Source organism: Bradyrhizobium glycinis (genome assembly GCF_016031655.1).
In the GTDB taxonomy this organism is placed as follows: Bacteria; Pseudomonadota; Alphaproteobacteria; order Rhizobiales; family Xanthobacteraceae; genus Bradyrhizobium; species Bradyrhizobium glycinis.
In genome coordinates, this window is the sequence record NZ_JACCHQ010000006.1 from 1 (window position 1) to 19,350 (window position 19,350).

The 19,350-nt window shown below is 65.9% G+C and carries 16 protein-coding genes; 4 read left to right on the forward strand and 12 right to left on the reverse strand.

Features of this window, described 5'->3' with window-relative positions:
- Positions 1–945, reverse strand: a 945-nt coding sequence (locus HZZ16_RS11550; protein ID WP_197948581.1) for a DUF1522 domain-containing protein, incomplete at its 3' end; no start/stop codon positions are given.
- A gap of 320 nt (positions 946–1,265) precedes the next feature.
- Here HZZ16_RS11550 and flbT point away from each other — a divergent pair.
- The gene (flbT, locus tag HZZ16_RS11555) at positions 1,266–1,706 is read left to right on the forward strand and encodes a flagellar biosynthesis repressor FlbT (RefSeq protein WP_197948582.1); all 441 of its coding nucleotides are present in this window, start codon (positions 1,266–1,268) and stop codon (positions 1,704–1,706) included.
- A 73-nt stretch (positions 1,707–1,779) separates the two neighbouring features.
- On the opposite strand, the gene HZZ16_RS11560 is transcribed toward flbT, so the two are convergent.
- The 9 genes from HZZ16_RS11560 to HZZ16_RS11600 all read right to left on the reverse strand — a co-directional run bounded on the left by HZZ16_RS11560 (position 1,780) and on the right by HZZ16_RS11600 (position 15,436).
- Entirely contained in the window at positions 1,780–3,276 is a 1,497-nt protein-coding gene (locus HZZ16_RS11560; protein WP_197948583.1) for a pyridoxal phosphate-dependent decarboxylase family protein, read from the reverse strand.
- Positions 3,273–4,526, reverse strand: a complete 1,254-nt coding sequence (locus HZZ16_RS11565; protein ID WP_197948584.1) for an ATP-grasp domain-containing protein — start codon at positions 4,524–4,526, stop codon at positions 3,273–3,275. Before HZZ16_RS11565 ends, HZZ16_RS11560 begins: the two co-directional genes overlap by 4 nt.
- Position 4,527: 1 nt before the next feature.
- On the reverse strand, positions 4,528–6,156 hold the full coding sequence (locus HZZ16_RS11570) for a hypothetical protein (protein WP_197948585.1): 1,629 nt from the start codon (positions 6,154–6,156) through the stop codon (positions 4,528–4,530).
- Positions 6,157–6,166: 10 nt separating this feature from the next.
- Positions 6,167–6,952: a hypothetical protein gene (locus tag HZZ16_RS11575; protein WP_197948586.1), complete on the reverse strand. Its 786-nt coding sequence runs from the start codon at positions 6,950–6,952 to the stop codon at positions 6,167–6,169.
- A gap of 71 nt (positions 6,953–7,023) precedes the next feature.
- A complete protein-coding gene (locus tag HZZ16_RS11580) occupies positions 7,024–8,907 on the reverse strand; it encodes a flagellar protein (protein WP_197948587.1) in 1,884 nt (627 codons plus the stop codon).
- A gap of 21 nt (positions 8,908–8,928) precedes the next feature.
- The gene (flgK, locus tag HZZ16_RS11585) at positions 8,929–10,812 is read right to left on the reverse strand and encodes a flagellar hook-associated protein FlgK (protein WP_197948588.1); all 1,884 of its coding nucleotides are present in this window, start codon (positions 10,810–10,812) and stop codon (positions 8,929–8,931) included.
- A gap of 35 nt (positions 10,813–10,847) precedes the next feature.
- Positions 10,848–13,109: a flagellar hook-basal body complex protein gene (locus HZZ16_RS11590; protein ID WP_197948589.1), complete on the reverse strand. Its 2,262-nt coding sequence runs from the start codon at positions 13,107–13,109 to the stop codon at positions 10,848–10,850.
- Positions 13,110–13,378: 269 nt separating this feature from the next.
- Positions 13,379–13,891 (reverse strand): peptide-methionine (R)-S-oxide reductase MsrB, encoded by a 513-nt coding sequence (msrB, locus tag HZZ16_RS11595; protein WP_197948590.1) that lies wholly within the window; start codon positions 13,889–13,891, stop codon positions 13,379–13,381.
- A gap of 87 nt (positions 13,892–13,978) precedes the next feature.
- Positions 13,979–15,436, reverse strand: a complete 1,458-nt coding sequence (locus HZZ16_RS11600) for an NAD(P)/FAD-dependent oxidoreductase (protein ID WP_197948591.1) — start codon at positions 15,434–15,436, stop codon at positions 13,979–13,981.
- Between the two features lie 92 nt (positions 15,437–15,528).
- On the opposite strand from HZZ16_RS11600, the gene HZZ16_RS11605 reads away from it, so the two are divergent.
- Together HZZ16_RS11605 and HZZ16_RS11610 are read left to right on the forward strand one after the other, a co-directional pair.
- A complete protein-coding gene (locus HZZ16_RS11605; RefSeq protein WP_197948592.1) occupies positions 15,529–16,065 on the forward strand; it encodes a SixA phosphatase family protein in 537 nt (178 codons plus the stop codon).
- Positions 16,066–16,242: 177 nt separating this feature from the next.
- A complete protein-coding gene (locus HZZ16_RS11610; protein ID WP_197948593.1) occupies positions 16,243–16,668 on the forward strand; it encodes a universal stress protein in 426 nt (141 codons plus the stop codon).
- A gap of 256 nt (positions 16,669–16,924) precedes the next feature.
- Here HZZ16_RS11610 and HZZ16_RS11615 read toward each other — a convergent pair whose 3' ends face one another.
- Positions 16,925–17,161, reverse strand: a complete 237-nt coding sequence (locus HZZ16_RS11615; protein WP_197948594.1) for a DUF1127 domain-containing protein — start codon at positions 17,159–17,161, stop codon at positions 16,925–16,927.
- Between the two features lie 186 nt (positions 17,162–17,347).
- On the opposite strand from HZZ16_RS11615, the gene HZZ16_RS11620 reads away from it, so the two are divergent.
- Complete coding sequence (locus HZZ16_RS11620; protein ID WP_197948595.1) at positions 17,348–18,691, forward strand: aminotransferase-like domain-containing protein; 1,344 nt, start codon at positions 17,348–17,350, stop codon at positions 18,689–18,691.
- A gap of 3 nt (positions 18,692–18,694) precedes the next feature.
- Here the strand turns inward: HZZ16_RS11620 and HZZ16_RS11625 are convergent, their stop codons facing one another.
- A complete protein-coding gene (locus HZZ16_RS11625; protein WP_197948596.1) occupies positions 18,695–19,294 on the reverse strand; it encodes a YdcF family protein in 600 nt (199 codons plus the stop codon).
- Between the last annotated feature and the right edge of the window lie 56 nt (positions 19,295–19,350).

Sequence of the window (19,350 nt, forward strand, 5' to 3'; positions counted from 1 at the left end):
GGTGACGGTCAGATCCGCACCTGTCGAGCTCCTCAGCGTGACGGCGCCGCCCACAACGGTCGAGGCGGTCTGGCCGACGCTCGTGGCGATCGTCGCAGCACCGGAGCTGATGGCAACTGTCTTGACGCCGCTGGCGAGATCGATCGCGGTGAACAGATCGTCGACGGTTGCAAGCGTTGCCGGCGTGCCGGTGCTACCGAGATAGACGGTGGTGTTGCCGCTGCCGTCGGTGACGAGATGGCCGCTGACGCCCGAACCGGCGGGAACACCGGTCGCCGCCGGCGCGACGCCGGCGCGGAAGGTGATGGTCTTGCCGTTCACGGTCAGGGTGTCGCCGTCGGCGGGCTGGGCGTTGCCGGCCAGACCGCTGGCGCTCGTGCCGTTGGTGGCGATCAGGGTGATGGTGCCTTCCAGGGTCGTGGTACCGCCGGCGCCGGTCGTTGCGCCAGTGCCTGCGAAGACGCCGATGCTGGCGCCGAGCGTGCTGGTGCCGGTCGCCGCGGTGATGCCGCCGGCCGCGCCGCTATAGAGCACGTTGCTGCTCGCGGTGGCGCTGGCGAAGCTCGTCGTGCCACGCAGGTCGGCCGCCGTCGCTCCGGAGATGGTGGCGGAGACGTTGGACTTGGTGGAATAGCCGACCGTGGTCTGCAGCGCCTGGTTGGCGATCGACTTGGCAGAGTCGATCAGCTTCTGCAGCGAGGTGATGCCGGTGTTGGCAGCCTGCAGCACCTGCACGCCGTTGGCGATGCCGTCAAGCAGGTTGTTGATGTCGCTGGCGCGGTTGTCGAGCGACTGGGCGGTGAAGAAGTTGGTGGGATTGTCCAGGGCCGAGTTGACGCTCTTGCCGGTCGACAGACGGTTCTGCGTGGTGGCGAGAAGGTCAGCGGTGGACTGGAGAGACAGCAGGTTCTGACGAACCGATGCGGAGAGGACGATACCGGACATGACTCTGTTACCTTTCTGGTAAACGACGCTACTGTTACACGTCTGCTTGGATCGCGATGGACCCAGCGACGGCGGACCGTGGCGCCGAGACCTCTAACGAAACATGAAATGAAACCCGCGCTTTTGCCCGGTCACGCGTGATTCGGTCCCGGAAGCAACGCCCATGGCTGCACCGCCGCACGGAGCTCGCGCTTGAAAGCATTGAGCTTTTTGGCGCGAAAAGCCCAGATTTACAGCTCGTTAACTAGTTGCGAGCGAGAATCGCGTCCTGACAGGCCGCAACGAACGCTCGGTTACGAAAGCGTTGATGGAGAACAGGAATGGCCCTCAAGGTCGAGCTCAAACCGCACGAACGCATCATCGTCGGCAATTCCGTGATCACCAACACCGACCAGCGGGCCCGTCTCCTGATCGATGGCGAGAACGTGCCGATCCTGCGCGAGCGCGACATCCTCACGCCGGAGACCGCCAACACGCCTGCCAAGCTCGTCTATCTGGCGGTCCAGCTTATGTACATCTCCCCAGATCCGCAGACCCAGCACGGCACTTATTTCAATCTGGTGCGGGACATCGTCACCGCGGTGCCGAGCTCCTGGCCGATCATCGAAGGCATCAACAACAATATCCTGAACGGCGACCTCTACCGGGCGCTGAAGGAAGCCCGCAAGCTGATCGCCTATGAGGAGAAGCTGCGCAACCAGTTCGAGGCCACTCATCCCAAGGCGGCAGCGGACAAGGACGACGTCAGCACCGCGGCCTAATACAGGCATTCGCGCCAACGACAACGGCCCCGGATCGCCTTCGGGGCCGTTGTCGTTTCAGGCGTTCGTCAAGCTATTGCGCCGCAAGCGGCGGCGCGTCGACCTCGATCACTCCGCCGCTCCGCTGTCCACCGAACTGCAGCACGGCCGCGACCAGCGCATCGATGTCCGCCTCCTCTGTGCGGTGATTGACGATCGCGGCGCGGATCGCGAACTTTCCGTCCAGCGTCGTGCTCGAGGGCGCGGCGATGCCGGACTCCTGGACGTCGGCGACGATCTCGCGATTGACCGCATCGCCGCTGCGGTAGCGGAAGCAGACGATGTTGAGATTGACCGGCGCCAGCAATTCCAGCCGCGGTTCGGCCAGCACCCGGGCCTCTAGATATCTGGCGAGCGCGCAGCTTCGTGCGATTGCCCGGCCCAGCCGATCGGTGCCGAACGTCTTCAGCGTGAACCACGTCTTCAGCGCGCGAAAGCCGCGCGACAGATCGGGACCGAGATCGCAAGGCCAGACCGCGCCCGCCGCAAGCCCCCTCGCCGCGCGACTGAGATAGGCCGCCGGCTGCGCGAAGGCCTGCCGATGCTGCTCGCCGTCGCGCACCAGCAGGAAGCCAGCGTCGTACGGAACCTGCCCCCATTTGTGGAAATCGAGTGCGATGGAATCCGCAAGCTCGATGCCGCCGAGCAGGGGCGCAAGCTCCGGCGACAGGATTGCGAGCGCACCGAAAGCGCCGTCGACGTGAAACCAGATTCCTTCCTCGCGGCATAGTGCAGCAATCGCCCTGAGGTCGTCGATCGCCCCGATATCGACCGTGCCGGCGGATGCGACCACCAGGAAAGGCTTGAAGCCGACCTCGCAATCGACCGCGATCTGCGCGCGCAATGCGGCAACGTCGATGCGATGATCGGCATCGACTGCGATCTTGCGCAGCGCATCGGTGCCGAGCCCGGCAATGTCCATCGCCCTCGAGATGCAGCCATGCGCTGCCCGCGACGTATAGGCCGTGAGCAGCGCACCGTCATTGCCGATGCCGTGCTGCCGCGCCAGCGTGCCGAGCGCGGTGGTGCGCGCCACCAGCACGGCCATCAGATTGGCCATCGACGTGCCCGTGACGAAGACGCCGCTTGCGCTCTCGGGAAAGAGGAACAGGCGGCGCATCCAGTCGACGATCTGGCGCTCCACCTCGATCGGCATGTGGTCGCGTCCGCCGAGATTGGCGTTGAGGCCGGCGGCGAGCATCTCCGCGATCATGCCGACGGCGGTGCCGCCGCCATGCACCCAGCCCATGAAGCCGGGATGGACGTTGCCGGTCGCATAGGGCGCGACATGCTCGGAATATTCGCGATAGACCTCGGCGAGGTCGCTCGCCTCGCGCGGCACGTCCGACCTGAATGCCGCGCGGACGTCATCTGGGATCGGCCGCCAGACGGGGCGCGCCCGGACGTTGGCGATGCCGTCGATCGTCTCGTCCAGCATGCGATGGGCCAGCGCGCGAAACTCGCTCCAGTCCTGCGGATCGAGCGGGGTATCCGTGACGGAGCTTTGCGTATTGCGGATGATCTCGTTCATGCTGCGCTTTCCCTGCCCGTCTTTGCGTGCCGCGACAGCATCGCCGTGAACGCGACAAAGATCTTGCGCATCTGCGGCGGCTTGTAGGGAAACACGACCGGCGAATCCATGTTGTGCACGACGGCGGTGTTGTCGGCCTCGAACACCAGAAGCTCGCCGGCCGCGTTCTCGGCGCAATCGACGATGAAATAGTCGAGGCCGACGCGCCGGCTCATCTCCTCCAGCGCGTTTCCGTGGCGCGCGCCGAAGGCATGGTCGAAGTCGCGCATGAAGACGGCTTCCTCGGCCCGCTTCTCTTCGCTGAAGGCCATGTACGCGTTGAGATACCAGATGTCCCAACGGTCGGCGATCGCCATGTGGCACGCGTACGGCTTGCCGTCGACGATGGCGAGGCGATACTTGCGGTAGAGCCCGTCGGGGCTCACATAATCGACGAAGCGTGCGACGAAGAAGTCCTGCTCTTTCCGTTCGGCGAGATAGGCCGCGATAGCTGCCGCATCGTCGAGCTTCGCGAGCCCGACGCCGGCATGCGAGCCGCGCGGCCGTGCGATCATCGGAAAGTGCAATTCGCCCGCAATGTCCTCGCATGCGATCCGCGCCTGCGCGAGATCCGATAATTGCGCGCGCGTTGCGTGGATGGTCGCGGGAATGTCGAGGCCGGGCACGTCCATCAGCAGCCGATACAGCTTGTCGCGATCGAGATTGCCGATGCGATCGGGGCGATTGAGCAGCGGCCGCGGCCAGTGCGGCGCGGCCTCTTCGATCAGCGCGAGCGCCTCACGGCATTCCTCGGAATCGGACGCGACCACGATGGCCACGTCGTGCTCCGGCAAGGTCTCGGGCAAACCGACGCCCTTGATCACATAGAGGGTCAACAGCTCGACATCGGAGCCTTCGAGCAGGAAATCAATCGGCGTGTTGCCGCCCATGTCGATGTCGGCTGCAAGCGCGAGCAGGCGCAGGCCCGACTTCGGAGCCGCGCTAGGCGTTCGGAACAATTGATGGAAGGCCAGCACCTCGGATTGGATCGCAAGCCCCCGATCCTTGTCGCCCAGCAGCTGGGTGATCAACGACAGGTCCAGCCCCTCGCCCGCCAGCGCGGTCCCCGCCGCGATGCGCGCGACGAGCTGGTCGCGCAACGGATGCAGATCGACGCCTTCGAAGGCCCGGCGCGTCAGCTCTGCAAAGCCGATGCGGTCGGCATAGTTCGCTGCGGCGAGGCCGACCGGCGCGGAAACCGGATGCTGCATCTCACACCTCGAACGCGGACTTTACCGGCACGGCCGCCGCTGCGCCACCGGCGAGCAGCAGCTCGATCTTCACCAGGACGTGGGCGATCTGGTCGAGGAGGTGCTGCACATTGTGTTGCGCCTCCGCCCTGTCCGGCGACCAGGCCTCAGTCACGAGCCGCGCGCCGACGCAGAGGCGCAGCACGGCCTGCGGCGTCTCGTCCTGCCGCTCCAGCCGCACCGACTGGCCGATCAGGCAGCGCTGCGCGGCGACCTGACGGTCCTCCGCGCTGCCGTTGATCTCTTCGCTGACGTCACGCGCCAGCGCGCGATGAACAGAAGTGGTGTCGGCAATAGACACTGGCTTGCCGCCGCGCAGCAGCATGAACGGAAAGATGGTCGGTTGCGCGAATTCCTCGTCGTCGATGCCGGCCACGTGGGTCGTGGCCGAAACAGCGCGCAACGACGGCGACAATGCGATCATGCTGTCGATGCCGGCAGCGAGCTCGGCGAGCATCCCGGCGCGGAAAGCCGCGGGCACGGCGTAGTAGCGGCCGATCTCGGCCAGCGCCGCCTCCCAGCGCAGCCATTGACCGAAATTCGGACGACGTTCGAAGCGCGAACGCAGCGCCGTCCAGGCCATCGGCCAGTCGCAGCGGCCGGCGTAGTCGAAGATGCCAGGCGCGATTCCCTCGATGCGATCGATCGATCGCGAGAGGCCCTTCGGCACCAGCAGCGCACCGCTGAAGGCAGGTCCGCCGAAGAATTTTGAGCCGGTGATCAGCACCATATAGCCGCGGTCGAGATAGGAGCGCAGCCGCCGGCGGCCGAGCCGGGCCTGGCAGGCGTCGATGACGATCTGGACCTTGCGCGGCCAGCGTCGCGCGATGTCGTCGAGGCAGGCCGTGCTGGGTGCACGCCATCCGAGCTTGGAGCAATCCATGATCTGGAGCAGCACGGGCGCGCCTTGCGCGATCGTGGCCTCGACCGCATGCAGCACCGCTTCATCGGCATCGGCGCGCATCGCGATCCCGGCCCCCGGCGCGCGCAATGGCAGCGAGATGCTGGCGCCGGCCAGCCCCGCGACCGCGCCGTCCTTGCGAACCGCAAAGCCGCTCGCCGTCAGGGTGCTGAAATGATGTCCACGCGCGGTATGGGCCGTGCCGCTGCCGGTCTGGTCGGCGCCGACCACGATCGTCACAGGCCGCGCGCCGAGCATCGTGCTCGCCAGGAAAAGGGCATGGAGCTGGGAGTCCGTGCCGGATGGCGAGAACACCACGTCGACGCGCGGCGAGAGCTGGAGATGACCGCGCAGCTCGTGGCGCATATCCTCGCAGCGTGCATCGAAAGCGAGCTCGACCTCGTCGAGCAGGCACTTGTGCATCAGCTCTTCGCACGCCAGCGCGGCTCGGTCATAGGCCGCCTGCGAGATCGTCGACGCGGTCGAGGAGGCGAAATTCCAGACCTCCGGCTCCGGTGAAGCCGGGCAGCCATAGGCGTTGACGCGGCCCGTGGGATCGAGCGCCAGGCGCGGATCTCCGCCGGAAACGAGCAGCGTGTCGAGCGGCGTGAAGAGGTCGCGCAGGCGATAACGCGAGCCGCCGTCGGCGGCGCGTTGCATCTCAGGCCGAGGGGATGCGCCGCCGCTCATCCCGAAGGGCTCACGCCGCGGCATCGGCCGCCGCCGCAGGCGCGGCTGCGAATTGCGAGGCGACGTCGCCGTGGAACACCGACGGCCCGACGTGGTCGAGCGGGCTCTGAATGTCGGCCCAGATCTCGCCGCCGATGTCGGTCCAGCGCTTGCAGAAGGCGAAGTCCTCGGACAGATACGTGCCGGTCGCCGGATCGATGATACATTCGAACAGCGCGAACCGGTTCCGGCTCGCCGCCAGCGTATCGTTCGAATGCTCGCGGAAGAATTGCAGGCTCGCATAGTCCGGGTGGCGGCACATCGCCTCCAGCACGTGACGCCGGATCATCAGGAAGCCGGTGCCGGCATAGCGCACGCGGGTGAATCCGTTGACCACCACGATGCGGTCGGGATCCTCGATCTCGAGCACGTAGTCGAGCGAGGCGGCCGGCACGTCGGCCCGACCTGCCTGGATCGCCCGCGCGGCCTTGTCCCAGTTGACCCGCTTGATCGGATAGCAGCCGGCGACGACGTCCGCGCCGCATTCGATCAGGCGGAACACCTGCTCCGGCTTGAAGCCGATATCGGCATCGATGAACAGGAAATGCGTCGCCTTCGGATCGTCCAGAAACATCGCGGCCAGATTGGCGCGCGCACGGGTGATCAGCGCGTCGCCGTCCCGCAAGAGAACCTTGAGCTCGAGATTGGACATGCCGTGCACGGCCCGCTGCAGCGCGAAGATCGAGCTCGCATAGATGCTCGACACCTGCCCGCCGAAGCAAGGCGTCGCCACCACCAGCTGCATCTTGTCCGACATCGATCGCTCCGCCCCGCCGCATTCCTCACCAAGAGGTAAACAGGCATGGTTAACGGCGTGTTAACGCCTCCTTACAGGAACTTGACGAGCGAGAGCTGCGCCAGGTTCGAGGTCACTTGGTAGGACGCCTGCAGAGCGTTCTGCAGCGCCAGGATCTCGCTCGCGACCTGGTCGGGCGACGCCGATTCCGCCTGGTCGATGACGGTCTGGAGCTGCGCCTTGGCCTGGGTCTGGCGCGTGCTTGCGTCCTTCATCGTGTTCTGGGCCATAGCGATGTCGGTCTGGATGTCCTCGATGCGCTGCTGTCCGGGCTGCTGGGTCAGCGCCTGGGTCACCCGCAAGCTCAGCGCCGAGACCTGCCCGCCCGAATATTGCCCGGTCGGCGAGGTCGAGAAGGTGCCGAACACCGCGATCGCCTGCAATTGCCGCCGGATCGCATCCTCATTCGCCTGGGCGCCGTACTGCACCGTCACGGCATCGTCGACCCGCGCCATCGCGGTCGAGCGCGGCGAGCCGGGCCCGTCATTGCCGAGGTACCACTTCACGGTGGTGGCCGAGCCGTTCACCAGCGTGGTCGCCGAGCTCGCCGGCGAGGAGCCGACGCGCAGCGGCGGCTGCGTGGCGGTCACCGGCGTCGAGCCGAACCCGAGCGCGCTCAGCGCGCCGGTGTTCGACGTCGTGATGTTGAGGCTCGCCGCATCGTCGGTGTTGATCGTGATCGAGCCGCCATGGACCGTCGAGGGCTTCGACGTCCCGGTGATCGCGTCGACCTTGCTCAGCAGGGTCTGGATGCTGTCGGTGACGTTGAGCTGGTTGCCGGTCGCGCCCGAGGCCACGAAGGTCAGCGTGGTGCCGTTGACGGTGATGGTATCGCCCGCGACGAAGCCCGGCGAGATCGAGTCCGAGGGGCTCGCGCCCGACAGCGCCGTCGCGCCGGTGACCGGGGTCGCCGGCGCCGCCTGGTTGTTGACGGGGGTGCCGATCGCAGAGCTCGCGGTGTTGAAGAAGTTGTCGCCCGCAACGATCGCCGATGCCGCCACCAGCGAGGTGTTGGCGAGCTTCTGGATCGCGGTGTTGAGCGCCGTGTTGAGGTTCGTGGCGGTATTGTTCGGGTTGACGGGCGTGCTCGCATCGATCGCGAAGCTGCCGAGCGGCGTCGGCATCGCCGAGGACGCCGTCAGGTCGATCTGCTCGGTCGTGCCGTCCGGCAGGGTGAACTGAATGCTGAGCTTGTCGCCGTTGTTCGGATTGACGCCGTTGAGATCGACCGAGAACGACACCGGCGAGCCGCTCGGGCCGGTGACGGTCGCGCCTGATAGCGTCGAGGACACCGCCTTGATCTTGAGGCCGAACGGCGACCCGGCGACGTCCTCCGACACCTGCACGGAGCTTGCCGTCGGCTGCGTCTGCACCAGGCGGCCCATGCCGCTGGCCCCTAAGTCCGCGGCCTGGCGCTCGGCCATGACGATCTTGAAGCCGGCCTGCGTCGTGGTGCCGTTGATGATGTCGCCGGCATTGGCCACCGACTGGGTGTTGACGGCCGTTCCGGAGAACAGATAGCGGTTGCCGGTCTGCGTGTTGAGGACGCCGACCATCGAGCCGAACTGAGCCGCCGCGGTGTTCTGCGCGATCGTCTGGCCGTTGACGTTGAGATCCTGCGCGGTGTTGGCGGAGCCCGTCTGCACCGTGCTGCGGATCTTGGTCAGCGATTGCAGCGCGGTGTTGGCGAGGTTGATGCTGACGTTGACGTTGGTGATCGTGTCGGTATAGGCGGCGATGTTGGAGAGCTGCGCGCGGCCGGCGATCGCAAAGCCCTCGTTGGTGCCCATGCCGGAATAGTTCTGCGACAGCTTGCCGGTCGAAAGCTGCGTCGAGAGGTCGGTGAGCTGCTGATTGATGTTGCGGATCTGGGCGCCGAGAATCGACGAGGAGTAGTTGATGCTGGCGATCGACATGTTTCAGAGCCCTGTTACTGTTTACAGTTGAGCCTGGATCAACGTGTTCATCATGCTCTGCACCACCGACATGACATGGGCGTTGGCGGCGTAGGCATTCTGCAGCTGGATCAGGTTCGACATCTCCGCGTCCAGGTTGACCTTGGAGGTCGAGTCGAACTTGGCCTGAAGCGTCGAGACCACCACGCTCTGGCCTTGCTGAAGCTGCGTCGCCTGGGTCGCGGCGTTGGCCTGCACGCTCAGGAACTGCTGGAGGAAGTTCGAGACGCTGCCGGTGAAGGGCTGGGTCGCCGAGCCGAGACCGCTCTGCGGCGAATAGGAGAACACCGCACTGGTGAGCTGGGAATAGAGATAGTCCGAACGCGTGGTGTCGCCCGCGGGCGTCACCGGCGAGGTGTTGTAGACCGACATCCTGGTCGGGTCGGCGACCAGCTGCGTGTTGACGGCGATGCGTCCGGCAAGGCCGGTCATCTGCGAGCCCGATGCCGTGATCGCGCCGGTGTAGAGCGCCTGCCCGCCGTCGGTGAATAGCGGCAGCTGCGGATTGCCCGAGGTCAGCGACGAGATCGTCTTGGTGGTCGAGGCCGAGTTGATCTTAGCAAGACCGGTGTTGTCGTCGGTCACCCGCAACGTCGTCGCGGTCGCCGGCGACGGGGCGGCGGAGAACGACAGATGCGTGCCCGACAGCGCGGTGTTGAGCGCAGAGGCGATCGCGCCCATGCCGCCGGCGAAGTTGACGCCGATCCGCATCGGGTTGGCGTTCGTCGTGTTCTGAAGCGGCAGCGCCGCGGGGTCGGTGACGTTGACCAGCGTGATCTGGCGCTGCGTGTTGGTGGCCGTGTCCGTGTAGGTGATGTTGACGGTGTTGCCCGGCAACGCACCGGCAAGCTCCAGGTCGAAACCGGCCGGCGGGCCGGAGACGGTGCTGCCGGCCGTGGTCTTGTCGGACAAAGCGCTCGCCATCGTGGCGGCGAGCTGGTCGATCTGGTTCTGCGCCTGCACCAGCGTCTCGTCGCGCAACTTCAGATCGGCCGCGATCTGCCCCGACGAGACCACGTTGTTGGCGACGACGTCCACCTGCGAGCCGTTCGGCAGCTTGATGTTGAGCGCGCCGACGCCGGACTTGGCCGGGTCGATGTTGTAGAGCGAGGTCGCCGACAGCGCGCCGGCGGAGGCAAAGGAGAATTCCGAGGCGAGCCCCGCGCCGACCAGCTGAATGCCGGTCGTGGTGTAGATGTTGGTCTGGTTCGAGCCGTCGGTGGTGACGCGGACGTCGACATATTTCGACAGCGTATTGATGGCCTGGTCGCGCTGATCCATCAGCGTGGCGGCCGAGGGATCGTTGGGCGACAGGCCCTGGAGCTTGGTGTTGATGGCGGCGATCTGCTGCATCGCCGCGTTGGCGGCCCGTGCCGAATTGCCGAGATCCTGCTCGACGTTGGAACGCAGCGACTGGATGCCCTTGGTGGTGACGTTGAGCTGCGTCGCGAGCGCCTGTGCCGCACCGAGGGCGACCGTTTGCGCCGACGACGCACCCGAGCTGGTCGACAGCGCCTGCAGCGCGGTGGTGAATTTGTTGAGCGCGGATTCGAGCGTGCCACTGTTGCCGGGCGTGCCATAGACATTCTGAAGCTGCTTCAGGATGTTGGCCATCTGGTCGGCGTAACCGCTGCCGCCGGTCTCGGTTCGCAACTGGTTCAGCACATAGGCGTCGAGCTCGCGGCTGACGCCGGTCGTCATCGCGGTCGCGCCGAACTCGCCGGTGGTGACCTCGATCTGGTTCGGCGTCTGGACGACGTAACCCGGCGTCTGCGCATTGGCGACGTTCGAGGAGACGATCGAGAGCGCGGCCTGGTTGGCACGCAGACCGCTCATCGCACTGGCGAGGGCTGAACTCAAACCCATATCACTGGCCCGCCTTTGGTTACGTCACGCGCCGATCAGCGCAACACGTTGAGGAGATCCTGCACCATCGAATTCGCCGTCGTGATCACTTTGGTGTTGGCCGAATAGGCCTGCTGGGTCACGATCAGCTTGGTGAATTCGTCGGCGATGTCGGTGTTGGATCCCTCCAGCGACGAACCGGCGATGGTGCCCGAAGCGCCGTCGATGGCGTCGCCCGATTGTTCGGTCGCGGCATAGGCGCCGCCGTCCATCGCCTTCAGATAGTTGGTGCCGTTGAAATGCGACAGCTGCACCTGGGCGAGGTTGAGGTTCTGGCCATTGGAGAAGGTGCCGACCACGGTGCCGTTGTTGTTGACGGCGACCGAGCGGAGCTGACCGGCGGCGTAGCCGTTCTGGGTGATGGTGTTGATCGTCACCGCGCCGCTGGTGCTGGCATATTGCGTCAGGCCGCCCGAGGAGATGTTGAAGGCGACCGAGCCGAGCGACTGGCCGCTGACGGTGACGTTGTTGATGGTGATGCCCGAGCCGCTCGGCGAGGTCAGCGAGCCGTCGGCGGCAAAGGTGAAGGTCTGGCCGGTGTTGACCCAGCCGACCGTGGTGCCGGTCGCGTTCGGGTCGGTCTGGTAGAACAGGTTCCAGCTGTCCGAATGACCCGCACCCAGCGAGGCACTGTCGGTCTTGGCCCAGCGCAATTGCAGGTTCACCGGCGTGCCGGCGGCGTTGTAGGCCGTCACCGCGCCGCCGCTGATCGATTCCTTGGTGAAGGTCGCGATGTCGTTGCCGATCACGCCGCCGGTGCCGGCGGTGCCGCCACCGTCGCGATTCTTGGTGATGGTCGAGGTGAAGCCGAGTGCGGCGAAGGCGGCGCTGTTGGAGCTGGACACCACGAGGTTGGAGACGGTGCCGGTGTTGAGCGTGATCACGCCTCCGCTGCTGACCGACGACCCCGAGGCGCCCGAGAGCGCGTCGATCTTGCCGAGCAGGGTGGTGATGTTGTCGGTAATGTTGATCTGGTTCGGGCCCGAGGCACCCGAGGCGACGAAGGTCAGCGTCTGACCGTTGACGGTGATCGTGTCGGCGGGCGGGCCCGCCGAGAAGCCCGATGTGAGCACCTGGGCGCCGCCGGCGGTCGCCGTGCCGCTCAGCACCGTTGCGCCCGAGATCGGTGGCGAGGACAGCACGTTGCCGCCGCGCGTCACGCTGCTGATGCCAAGCGCGGTGGCGGCCGTACCGCTGCCGACCGCCACGTCGGTGCCGGTGCCGGTCGAGATCTGGATATTGCCGCTCACCGAGAGCGAAGCGGTGACGCCAGCGCCGCCGGCAGTCTGGATCGCGTTCAGGATGTCGGCCACCGTCGCCGTGGTGCCGGCACCGAGACCGATCGTGGTGTTGCTGCCGACGGTCGAGACCGTGGTGCCGCCGTTGAACGTGATGGTGTTGCCGTTGATGGTCAGCGTCTGGCCGCTCAACGCAGTGAGGATGCTGGAGGCGAGATGCGTGCCCGCGGCGTTGTCGAGGGACGTGGTCGTCGAGGCGACTGCCGACGAATTGTTCTGGAGCGCAACCGTGCCCGTGGCCGTCGTCGACGAATAGGCCGAGCGGATGTTGCCGGTTGCAGCCGCGCCTGACACGGTCGCATTGGCGTAGGGCGCCGGCGGCGTGCCGACCGGCAGCGGGTTGGCGGCGAAATCGGACGGGTTGAGTCCGCCGGCCGCGAGCAGCGTGCCGCTCGAGGCCGTGGTTTTCGCCACCGTGTTCGGCTGGGTCGGCAGGTTGGCCGCGTACTGGATCGAGGTGGTCGCCTGCGCCGGAATGAAGTTGTTCTGGAATTGCAGAACGCTTGCCACGCTGCCGGTCGGGTTGCCGGTCTTCGGGTCGACCGTGACGCCCATCAAATAATAGCCGGCGCCGTTGACCAGGTTGCCGTTGGCATTGAGCTGGAAGTCGCCGCGCCGCGTGTAGTAGGTGACCCCGGTGAAGACAGGCACGTTGTCGACGACGCCGCTCGCCTTCTGGATCGAGAAGAAGCCGTCGCCGGTGATCGCCATGTTGGTGGCGACGCTGGAGGACGAGATCGTGCCCTGGGTGGTGATGGTGGCCTTGGCGTTGGCCGTCACGCCGCCTGCCACCTGCTTACTCGGGACCGAGGAGTCCGGAATGAGGTCGACGAAGCTGGTGCCGATGCCCTTGTAACCGGTGGTGGATGAGTTCGCGATGTTGCCGGAAATGTTCTGCAGCGCGAAAGACTGCGCCTGCAGGCCACCCACCGAGGTGTTCATTGCATCGAAGATACCCATAACTTTGTCTCCAAATCCGATCTCGGCGGCCGGTCGACCATGTGGCCGCAATCGGGAGAGACGTCGCAAGGCCTATGCCAATGCGGGTAATTTCAGGAAATCAATGACTTAATGAAAAAGCCCCGGCCTGACGACCGGGGCACATTTGCCGGGACCGGCAACAATTGCCGGGGCGAGCGTCGTTCCGGAGCGATGCAAAGCATCGAATCCGGAACCTCGAGATTCCGGGTCTGGTCCTTCGGACCATCCCGGAATGACGGCTTGATTGTCTACGTCGCCGACGCCGCAGCCGGGTGGAAGACCAAGCCGAAACCGTCGATGCAATAGCGCAATCCGGTCGGCTTCGGGCCGTCGTCGAAGACATGGCCGAGATGGCCGCCGCAGCGCCGGCAATGCACCTCGGTGCGGACCATGCCATAGGTGCGGTCCTCGGTCTTGCCGACATTGCCCTCGATCGGCGCATAGAAGCTTGGCCAGCCCGTGCCGCTCTCGAACTTGGTCTCCGACGTAAACAGGGGCAGGTCGCAGCCGGCGCAGGCGAAGATGCCCTTGCGGTGCTCCTTCAACAGCGGGCTGGAGCCGGGCCGCTCAGTGCCGTGGTTGCGCAGGATCTCATATTGCTGCGGCGTGAGCTGGGCGCGCCATTCGGCCTCCGTCTTGGTGATCTCGAACTTTTGCGCGGCCTTCTCGCCGGCCTCGGCAGGTGTTCCTCTCAGCCAGCGGAAGGCCGAAAGGCCGAACAGGCCGGCGACAGTCGTGAGCAGGATGCGGCGGTCAAGCATGTCATTCTCCGTGCGCGGGAAGTCCACGCCCTGAGATACGGGCTTCTGTCAGCCGAAGTTACACGTCCGGGCGGAATTTCTCTCAACTTATTGCGAGACGCGGTCGTCGTGCACGACCGGTTCCGCAGCGCCGGCCGCAGCTTTCGGCGCTGGCGCCGGCCGAGGCTGCACGTCGGGCGGCGCACGGCGCGGACCGGTGCCGGCGGCACGGTTGGCTTCGGCGAGGCGGGCCTCGCGTTGCCTGTCCTTGACCCTCGCGCGCTCGCGATAGCGGGCGAGCGCTCCGGCGGCGGCGGAGCTCGCCCTGCCCCAGATCCCGACCAGCTGCCCGGCGACGCGCCCCGTGGCGCCGCCCGCCCAGACCAGCTCGAACGGCGAGAACAGCTTCCAGCGCTCATCGCCCCACAAAATGCTGCGCGCGATCATCTGTCCGGCCATGGCGGAGGTGTTCATGCCCTGGCGGCCGAACCCGCTCGCCACCCACAGGCCTTTGCGCAGCTGGCCGATCTGCGGCATGCCGTGCACGGTCTGGCCGGTGGCGCCGCCGAACGTCTCGGTGATCTCGACATTGCCGAGCTCGGGAAAGATCGTCCGGATCCGCCGCCCGACGACGCCAGCGAAGCGCTGCGGACGCGCGGCCCAGGTGGTCTCCGGGCTCTCCCACATCAACCGGTCGCCGTCGACGATCCGGAAATGGTCGACACCGTCGGAATCCATCACCGATCCCTTGAAAGCGATAATCTCGTGCAGGCGCTCGCCGAGCGGCGCGGTCACGCCGGCATAGCGCCAGACCGGCAGCAACGTCTCCGACAGGCGCTTCAACGGCGTGCCGAGATGAATGTTGCCGGCGAGCACGATGTGGCTCGCGCGCAGCCGCGCCGAGGGCGTGACGATGCGCTTGCGGACGCCGGAATGATCGATGCTGACGACCGGCGTATCCTCGAAGATGCGGGCGCCTGCCCGCCGTGCCAGCGCCGCAAGGCCGTGCACGTATTTCCGGCCGTCGACCTGGAACGCCTTTGGATAATACACGCCGTGGAAGTAACGATCGGTCTTGAGCGTCTCGCGCACGCGATCGACCTGCCAGCCCTCGACCTCGGTATCGAAATCCTCGTTCAGCATCTGCAACCGGCTGATCAGCCGGTCGCCGGCATCGACGTTGGAGACCTCCAGCACGCCATCGCTGCGGCCGATCCCCGGCATGTTCTCTTCGCTCGCATTGGCCCGGACGAACTCGGCGCCCTCCTTCGACAGCGTCCACAATTCGCGGGCGTCCTCGAAGCCGATGCGCTCGATCAGGTCGTTGAGTGGCAGCGCGAAGCCCGGCATCACGGTGCCGAGCTGGTTGCCGGAGGCGTTCCAGCCGATATGCCGGCCCTCGAGCACCGCGACGCTGGCCCCGAGCCGGGCTGCTTCCAGCGCGATGGAAAGCCCGGCAAGCCCCGCCCCGATCACACAAATGTCGGCATCGAGATCGAACGACAGCCGCACGCGATCGCGAAAGCCGGCTTCTTCCTGGGACACGCTTGTGAAAGTCTCGCTCATAGCGTTTCTTAAGATACCAACCGGGCGCCTGTCACCTTGTCCTCAACCGGCGCCTGTAGATTATCCTGGACGTGGAACGATTCGAGAATGCCATGCGCCGTTTGATGCTGCTGCGTCACGCCAAGACCGAGACCGACGCACCGAGCGGCCGTGACCAGGACCGCCGGCTCGACGACCGCGGCCACAAGGATGCCGCGCAGATGGGCGACTGGATCGCCGCCCATCCGCCCTTCCCCGATACCGTATTGGTGTCACACGCCGTACGGGCCCGGCAGACCTGGGACATCGCCTGGCAGGCGATGAAGGACCGCGTCCCGGCGCCGCAGATTGAAGTCGTGCCGGAACTCTACGGCGCCGATCCCGCACAGATCCTGGACACGATTCGCACGGCAACCGCCCCGGCCGATCCGAAGCGGTTGCTGCTGATTGGCCACAATCCCGGCATGCACGAGGTCGCCCTGATGCTGATCGGCGGCGGTGATCCCAATGGCGCCAAAGCACTCGGCCACAACCTGCCCACAGCAGGGCTTGCGATCTTCGACTTTGACGTCAAGGATTGGGATGACGTGGCTTACCGCCGCGGCAAGCTGGTGCTGTTCGTCAGCCCCAAGCTGCTTCGATCGGGCTAGAGACGCGCGGGCGCCGTCTCGACCGTTGCTTCAGCTTGGTCACATCAGCGTTTTCGAGCGAAGTGGGGACCGGTTCGCGTAAAGAAAACGCGTCCAAATAGGAAGCTAGAGCCCCGTTCCGATTCCATCGGAACGGAAAGAACTCTAGACTTCCTGACCGCAAGACCGGAGGCGCAGATGTTCAAGTCCATCCTCGTGCCCATCGACCTCGCCGACACCGATCTCGCCAAGCCGGCGATCGCAACCGCAGCGACGTTGTCGCAGACCTGGAGCGGCAACGTGCGCCTGCTCAACGTGCTGCCGATGACGCCGGTGATGCTGGCCGAATACGTCCCGGCCGATTTCGACGAGCAGCAGCGCCAGACCTCGGAAGAGGCCCTCGCCATCGTCGCCCGCGAATCCGGCATCGAGCCTTCCCGCATCTCCAGCGTGGTGCGCCAGGGCGGCATCTATCACGAGATCCTGGAGGAAGCCGCGCAGATGAAGGCCGATCTGATCGTGATGACCTCGCACCGGCCGGCGATGCGCACCTATTTCCTCGGCTCCAACGCCGGCCACGTCGTGCGCTACGCCAAGTGCTCGGTGCTGGTGGTGAGGCATTGAAGGGCAGCAGACTCCGTCATTGCGAACGCAGAGAAGCAATCCAGAATCTTTCCGCGGCGACAATCTGGATTGCTTCGCTGCGCTCGCAATGACGAAGTGTACGCCAAACCCCACCAGTGCCTCGGACGCTGCGCAGCACGCAGTAATGCGCTGCAGAGCCGGGGCCTATGCATCAGCGAGTGTTATGGCCTGCTGGGTCCCGGCTCTGCGCAGCAACGCTAAGGGCGTTGCAGCGCGTCCGGGACACTGGAGTCGCTCACAGATACCGCGACAGCTCGGTCTTGAACTGCCCGTACACGGCATCTTCGATCTGGCTGCGGGTGATGCCGATGTCGCGCAGGGCGCGGTCGTCGAGCTCGTTCAGCGTCTTGACCGCGGAGCGGCGCTCCAGGCGATCGAAGAGCGCGGTGACGCCGCAGGCGAGTGCACTGAAAAATCCGCCCGACGAGGATGGGCGTAAAGTCCGCCCGGCAGTTTGCGAGATCGTGGTCATTCTTCTTCTCCGGCCTATCGTCCCGCGCGGCGAAGCAGGTGCCGTTGGCGCGGGCGCTTGTGGGCGCCTGCACCTCAATTGCCGTCGGATTGCTCTAGCTCTCCTCGGCTCAATCGCGGAACTTGATGGAACCAAAATGCTCCAGTACACTCCTCGGAGCAAGCAAAACATTGCTCTCGGTGCAATATGTCCAAGTTCGAGTACGTGAAGCTCGCCGATGCCATTGCGGCCGATATCACTAACGGCACGTTAAGGCCCGGCGACCGGCTGCCGCCGCAGCGCAATTTTGCCTATGACCGCGGCATCGCGGTCTCGACCGCGAGCCGGGTTTATACGGAATTGCTCCGCCGCGGCCTTGTGGTCGGCGAGGTCGGGCGCGGCACGTTCATCTCCGGCGACGTCAGGCGTGAAGTCGAGACCATGCGCGAGCCGGCCGACGTGCGCATCAATCTCGAGGTCAATTACCCGCTATTGCCGCAGCAATGGGCGATGATCGCCAAGAGCCTCGCGGGGCTCGAGCGCATCGACGCGCTCGAATCCGCGCTGCGGGTTTCGACCAGCACCGGCACCAAGAGTGCGCGCGTTGCCGCCGCTGGCTATCTCGCACGCAAGGATTTTGCGCCGCAGCCCGAGCAGATCTTCTTCACTGCCAACGGCAAGCAATCGCTCGCGGCCGCGCTTGCCGCGCTCGTGCCCACCGGCGGCCGCTGCGGCGTCGAGGCGCTGACCTATCCTTACGTCAAGAGCATCGCCGCGCGGCTAGGTGTGACCCTGGTCCCGATCCCCATGGACGAGTTCGGCGCGCGGCCCGACGCCATCCAGAAGGCCCACCGCGAGGCGCATTTGTCGGCGCTGTATCTGCAGCCCATCATCCAGAACCCGCTCGGCGTCACCATGAACGCGACGCGGCGCGCCGACATCATGCGCGTCGCCGAGAAGCTCGATCTCACCATCATCGAGGACGCGGTCTACGGCTTTCTCGCCGACGACACGCCGCTGGCGGCGCTCGGGCCCGACCGCTGCTTCGTGATCGACAGCCTGTCCAAGAAGGTCGCGCCGGGGCTCGCGCTCGGCATGCTGGTAGCGCCGCCTCACATGCGCGAAAGCGTGATGGGCGCGGTGCGCACCGGGGGCTGGATCGCTTCGGGCTACGCGCTCGCGGCCGGGCAGCGGCTGATGGCCGATGGCACCGTCGCCGAACTGACCCGGCTGAAACGCATCGACGCCGCGCGCCGCCAGCAGACCGCCGCACGTATACTCGCCGGCTACCAGCTCGCCGCCGATCCGCGCTCCTATCATCTCTGGCTGACGCTGCCGCCGCACTGGCGCTCGCAGACCTTCGTCGCCGCAGCAGCAAGGCGCGGCATCGCGCTGACGCCGTCCTCGACCTTCGCGATCGCGCACGGTCATGCGCCGAATGCGGTGCGGCTCGCGCTCGCCCCGCCCTCGCCCGAGCAGCTCGATGCCGGCCTGCGCACCATTGTCTCGCTGCTCGGCACCAAGGAGGACGATTTCGATTCGACGGAGTAGGGCTCAGGCCTCCGGCCAGTCCGCGATAAAGCCTCTCGCCTTGTAAGGTTCGATCTTGTCCCATTCGTGCAGCATGCGGCGGCGAAATTCGGCGTCGGTATGCCAGAGTGCACGCGGTGTCGCGAAACTGTCGACCGTGACCAGCATCTTCTCGACCGCCGGCCAATGCCGATGCAGCGTCATGGGGTAACGCCGCGCGGTCCAGGTGTTGCCGAGGCAGATCACAGTGCGGATATTCTGGAGCCCGAGCGCCGCATCGATGATCGGAAGCGAGAAGATGACGTTCTCGCCGGTGTTCATCGCGCGATGCTCCTCGAGGATGAGGTCCGCCGGAATGCCCGCCGCAACCATCGCGGCCTTGATGATGCTGCACTCGGATTGCTCCGAGCCCGGCGTCACACCGCCGCTGACAATCGACCAGCGAAACAGGCCCTCGCGCCACAGCCTTGCGGCGGTGTCGGCACGCAGACCAGCGTCCTCGCGGGTGCCGAACACGAACAGCAGGTCGGCTGGCCGAAGCGGCGTGTCGATCATATGCGTGCGGTTGATTCTGGCGATCTCATCTGCCGTTGGCAGACGGGTGCTGCGGTCCATGGCTGACATGACCACAAGATGCGACGACGACAGTGGGACGCGAAGTCACGTTTGATTGCGGCCGA

Excerpts from the sequence above, each read along its gene's own strand:
- flbT (WP_197948582.1), top strand. The coding sequence starts at position 1,266 with ATGGCCCTCAAGGTCGAGCTCAAACCGCACGAACGCATCATCGTCGGC.
- HZZ16_RS11560 (WP_197948583.1), bottom strand. The coding sequence starts at position 3,276 with ATGAACGAGATCATCCGCAATACGCAAAGCTCCGTCACGGATACCCCG.
- HZZ16_RS11565 (WP_197948584.1), bottom strand. The coding sequence starts at position 4,526 with ATGCAGCATCCGGTTTCCGCGCCGGTCGGCCTCGCCGCAGCGAACTAT.
- HZZ16_RS11570 (WP_197948585.1), bottom strand. The coding sequence starts at position 6,156 with ATGAGCGGCGGCGCATCCCCTCGGCCTGAGATGCAACGCGCCGCCGAC.
- HZZ16_RS11575 (WP_197948586.1), bottom strand. The coding sequence starts at position 6,952 with ATGTCGGACAAGATGCAGCTGGTGGTGGCGACGCCTTGCTTCGGCGGG.
- HZZ16_RS11580 (WP_197948587.1), bottom strand. The coding sequence starts at position 8,907 with ATGTCGATCGCCAGCATCAACTACTCCTCGTCGATTCTCGGCGCCCAG.
- flgK (WP_197948588.1), bottom strand. The coding sequence starts at position 10,812 with ATGGGTTTGAGTTCAGCCCTCGCCAGTGCGATGAGCGGTCTGCGTGCC.
- HZZ16_RS11590 (WP_197948589.1), bottom strand. The coding sequence starts at position 13,109 with ATGGGTATCTTCGATGCAATGAACACCTCGGTGGGTGGCCTGCAGGCG.
- msrB (WP_197948590.1), bottom strand. The coding sequence starts at position 13,891 with ATGCTTGACCGCCGCATCCTGCTCACGACTGTCGCCGGCCTGTTCGGC.
- HZZ16_RS11600 (WP_197948591.1), bottom strand. The coding sequence starts at position 15,436 with ATGAGCGAGACTTTCACAAGCGTGTCCCAGGAAGAAGCCGGCTTTCGC.
- HZZ16_RS11605 (WP_197948592.1), top strand. The coding sequence starts at position 15,529 with ATGCGCCGTTTGATGCTGCTGCGTCACGCCAAGACCGAGACCGACGCA.
- HZZ16_RS11610 (WP_197948593.1), top strand. The coding sequence starts at position 16,243 with ATGTTCAAGTCCATCCTCGTGCCCATCGACCTCGCCGACACCGATCTC.
- HZZ16_RS11615 (WP_197948594.1), bottom strand. The coding sequence starts at position 17,161 with ATGACCACGATCTCGCAAACTGCCGGGCGGACTTTACGCCCATCCTCG.
- HZZ16_RS11620 (WP_197948595.1), top strand. The coding sequence starts at position 17,348 with ATGTCCAAGTTCGAGTACGTGAAGCTCGCCGATGCCATTGCGGCCGAT.
- HZZ16_RS11625 (WP_197948596.1), bottom strand. The coding sequence starts at position 19,294 with ATGTCAGCCATGGACCGCAGCACCCGTCTGCCAACGGCAGATGAGATC.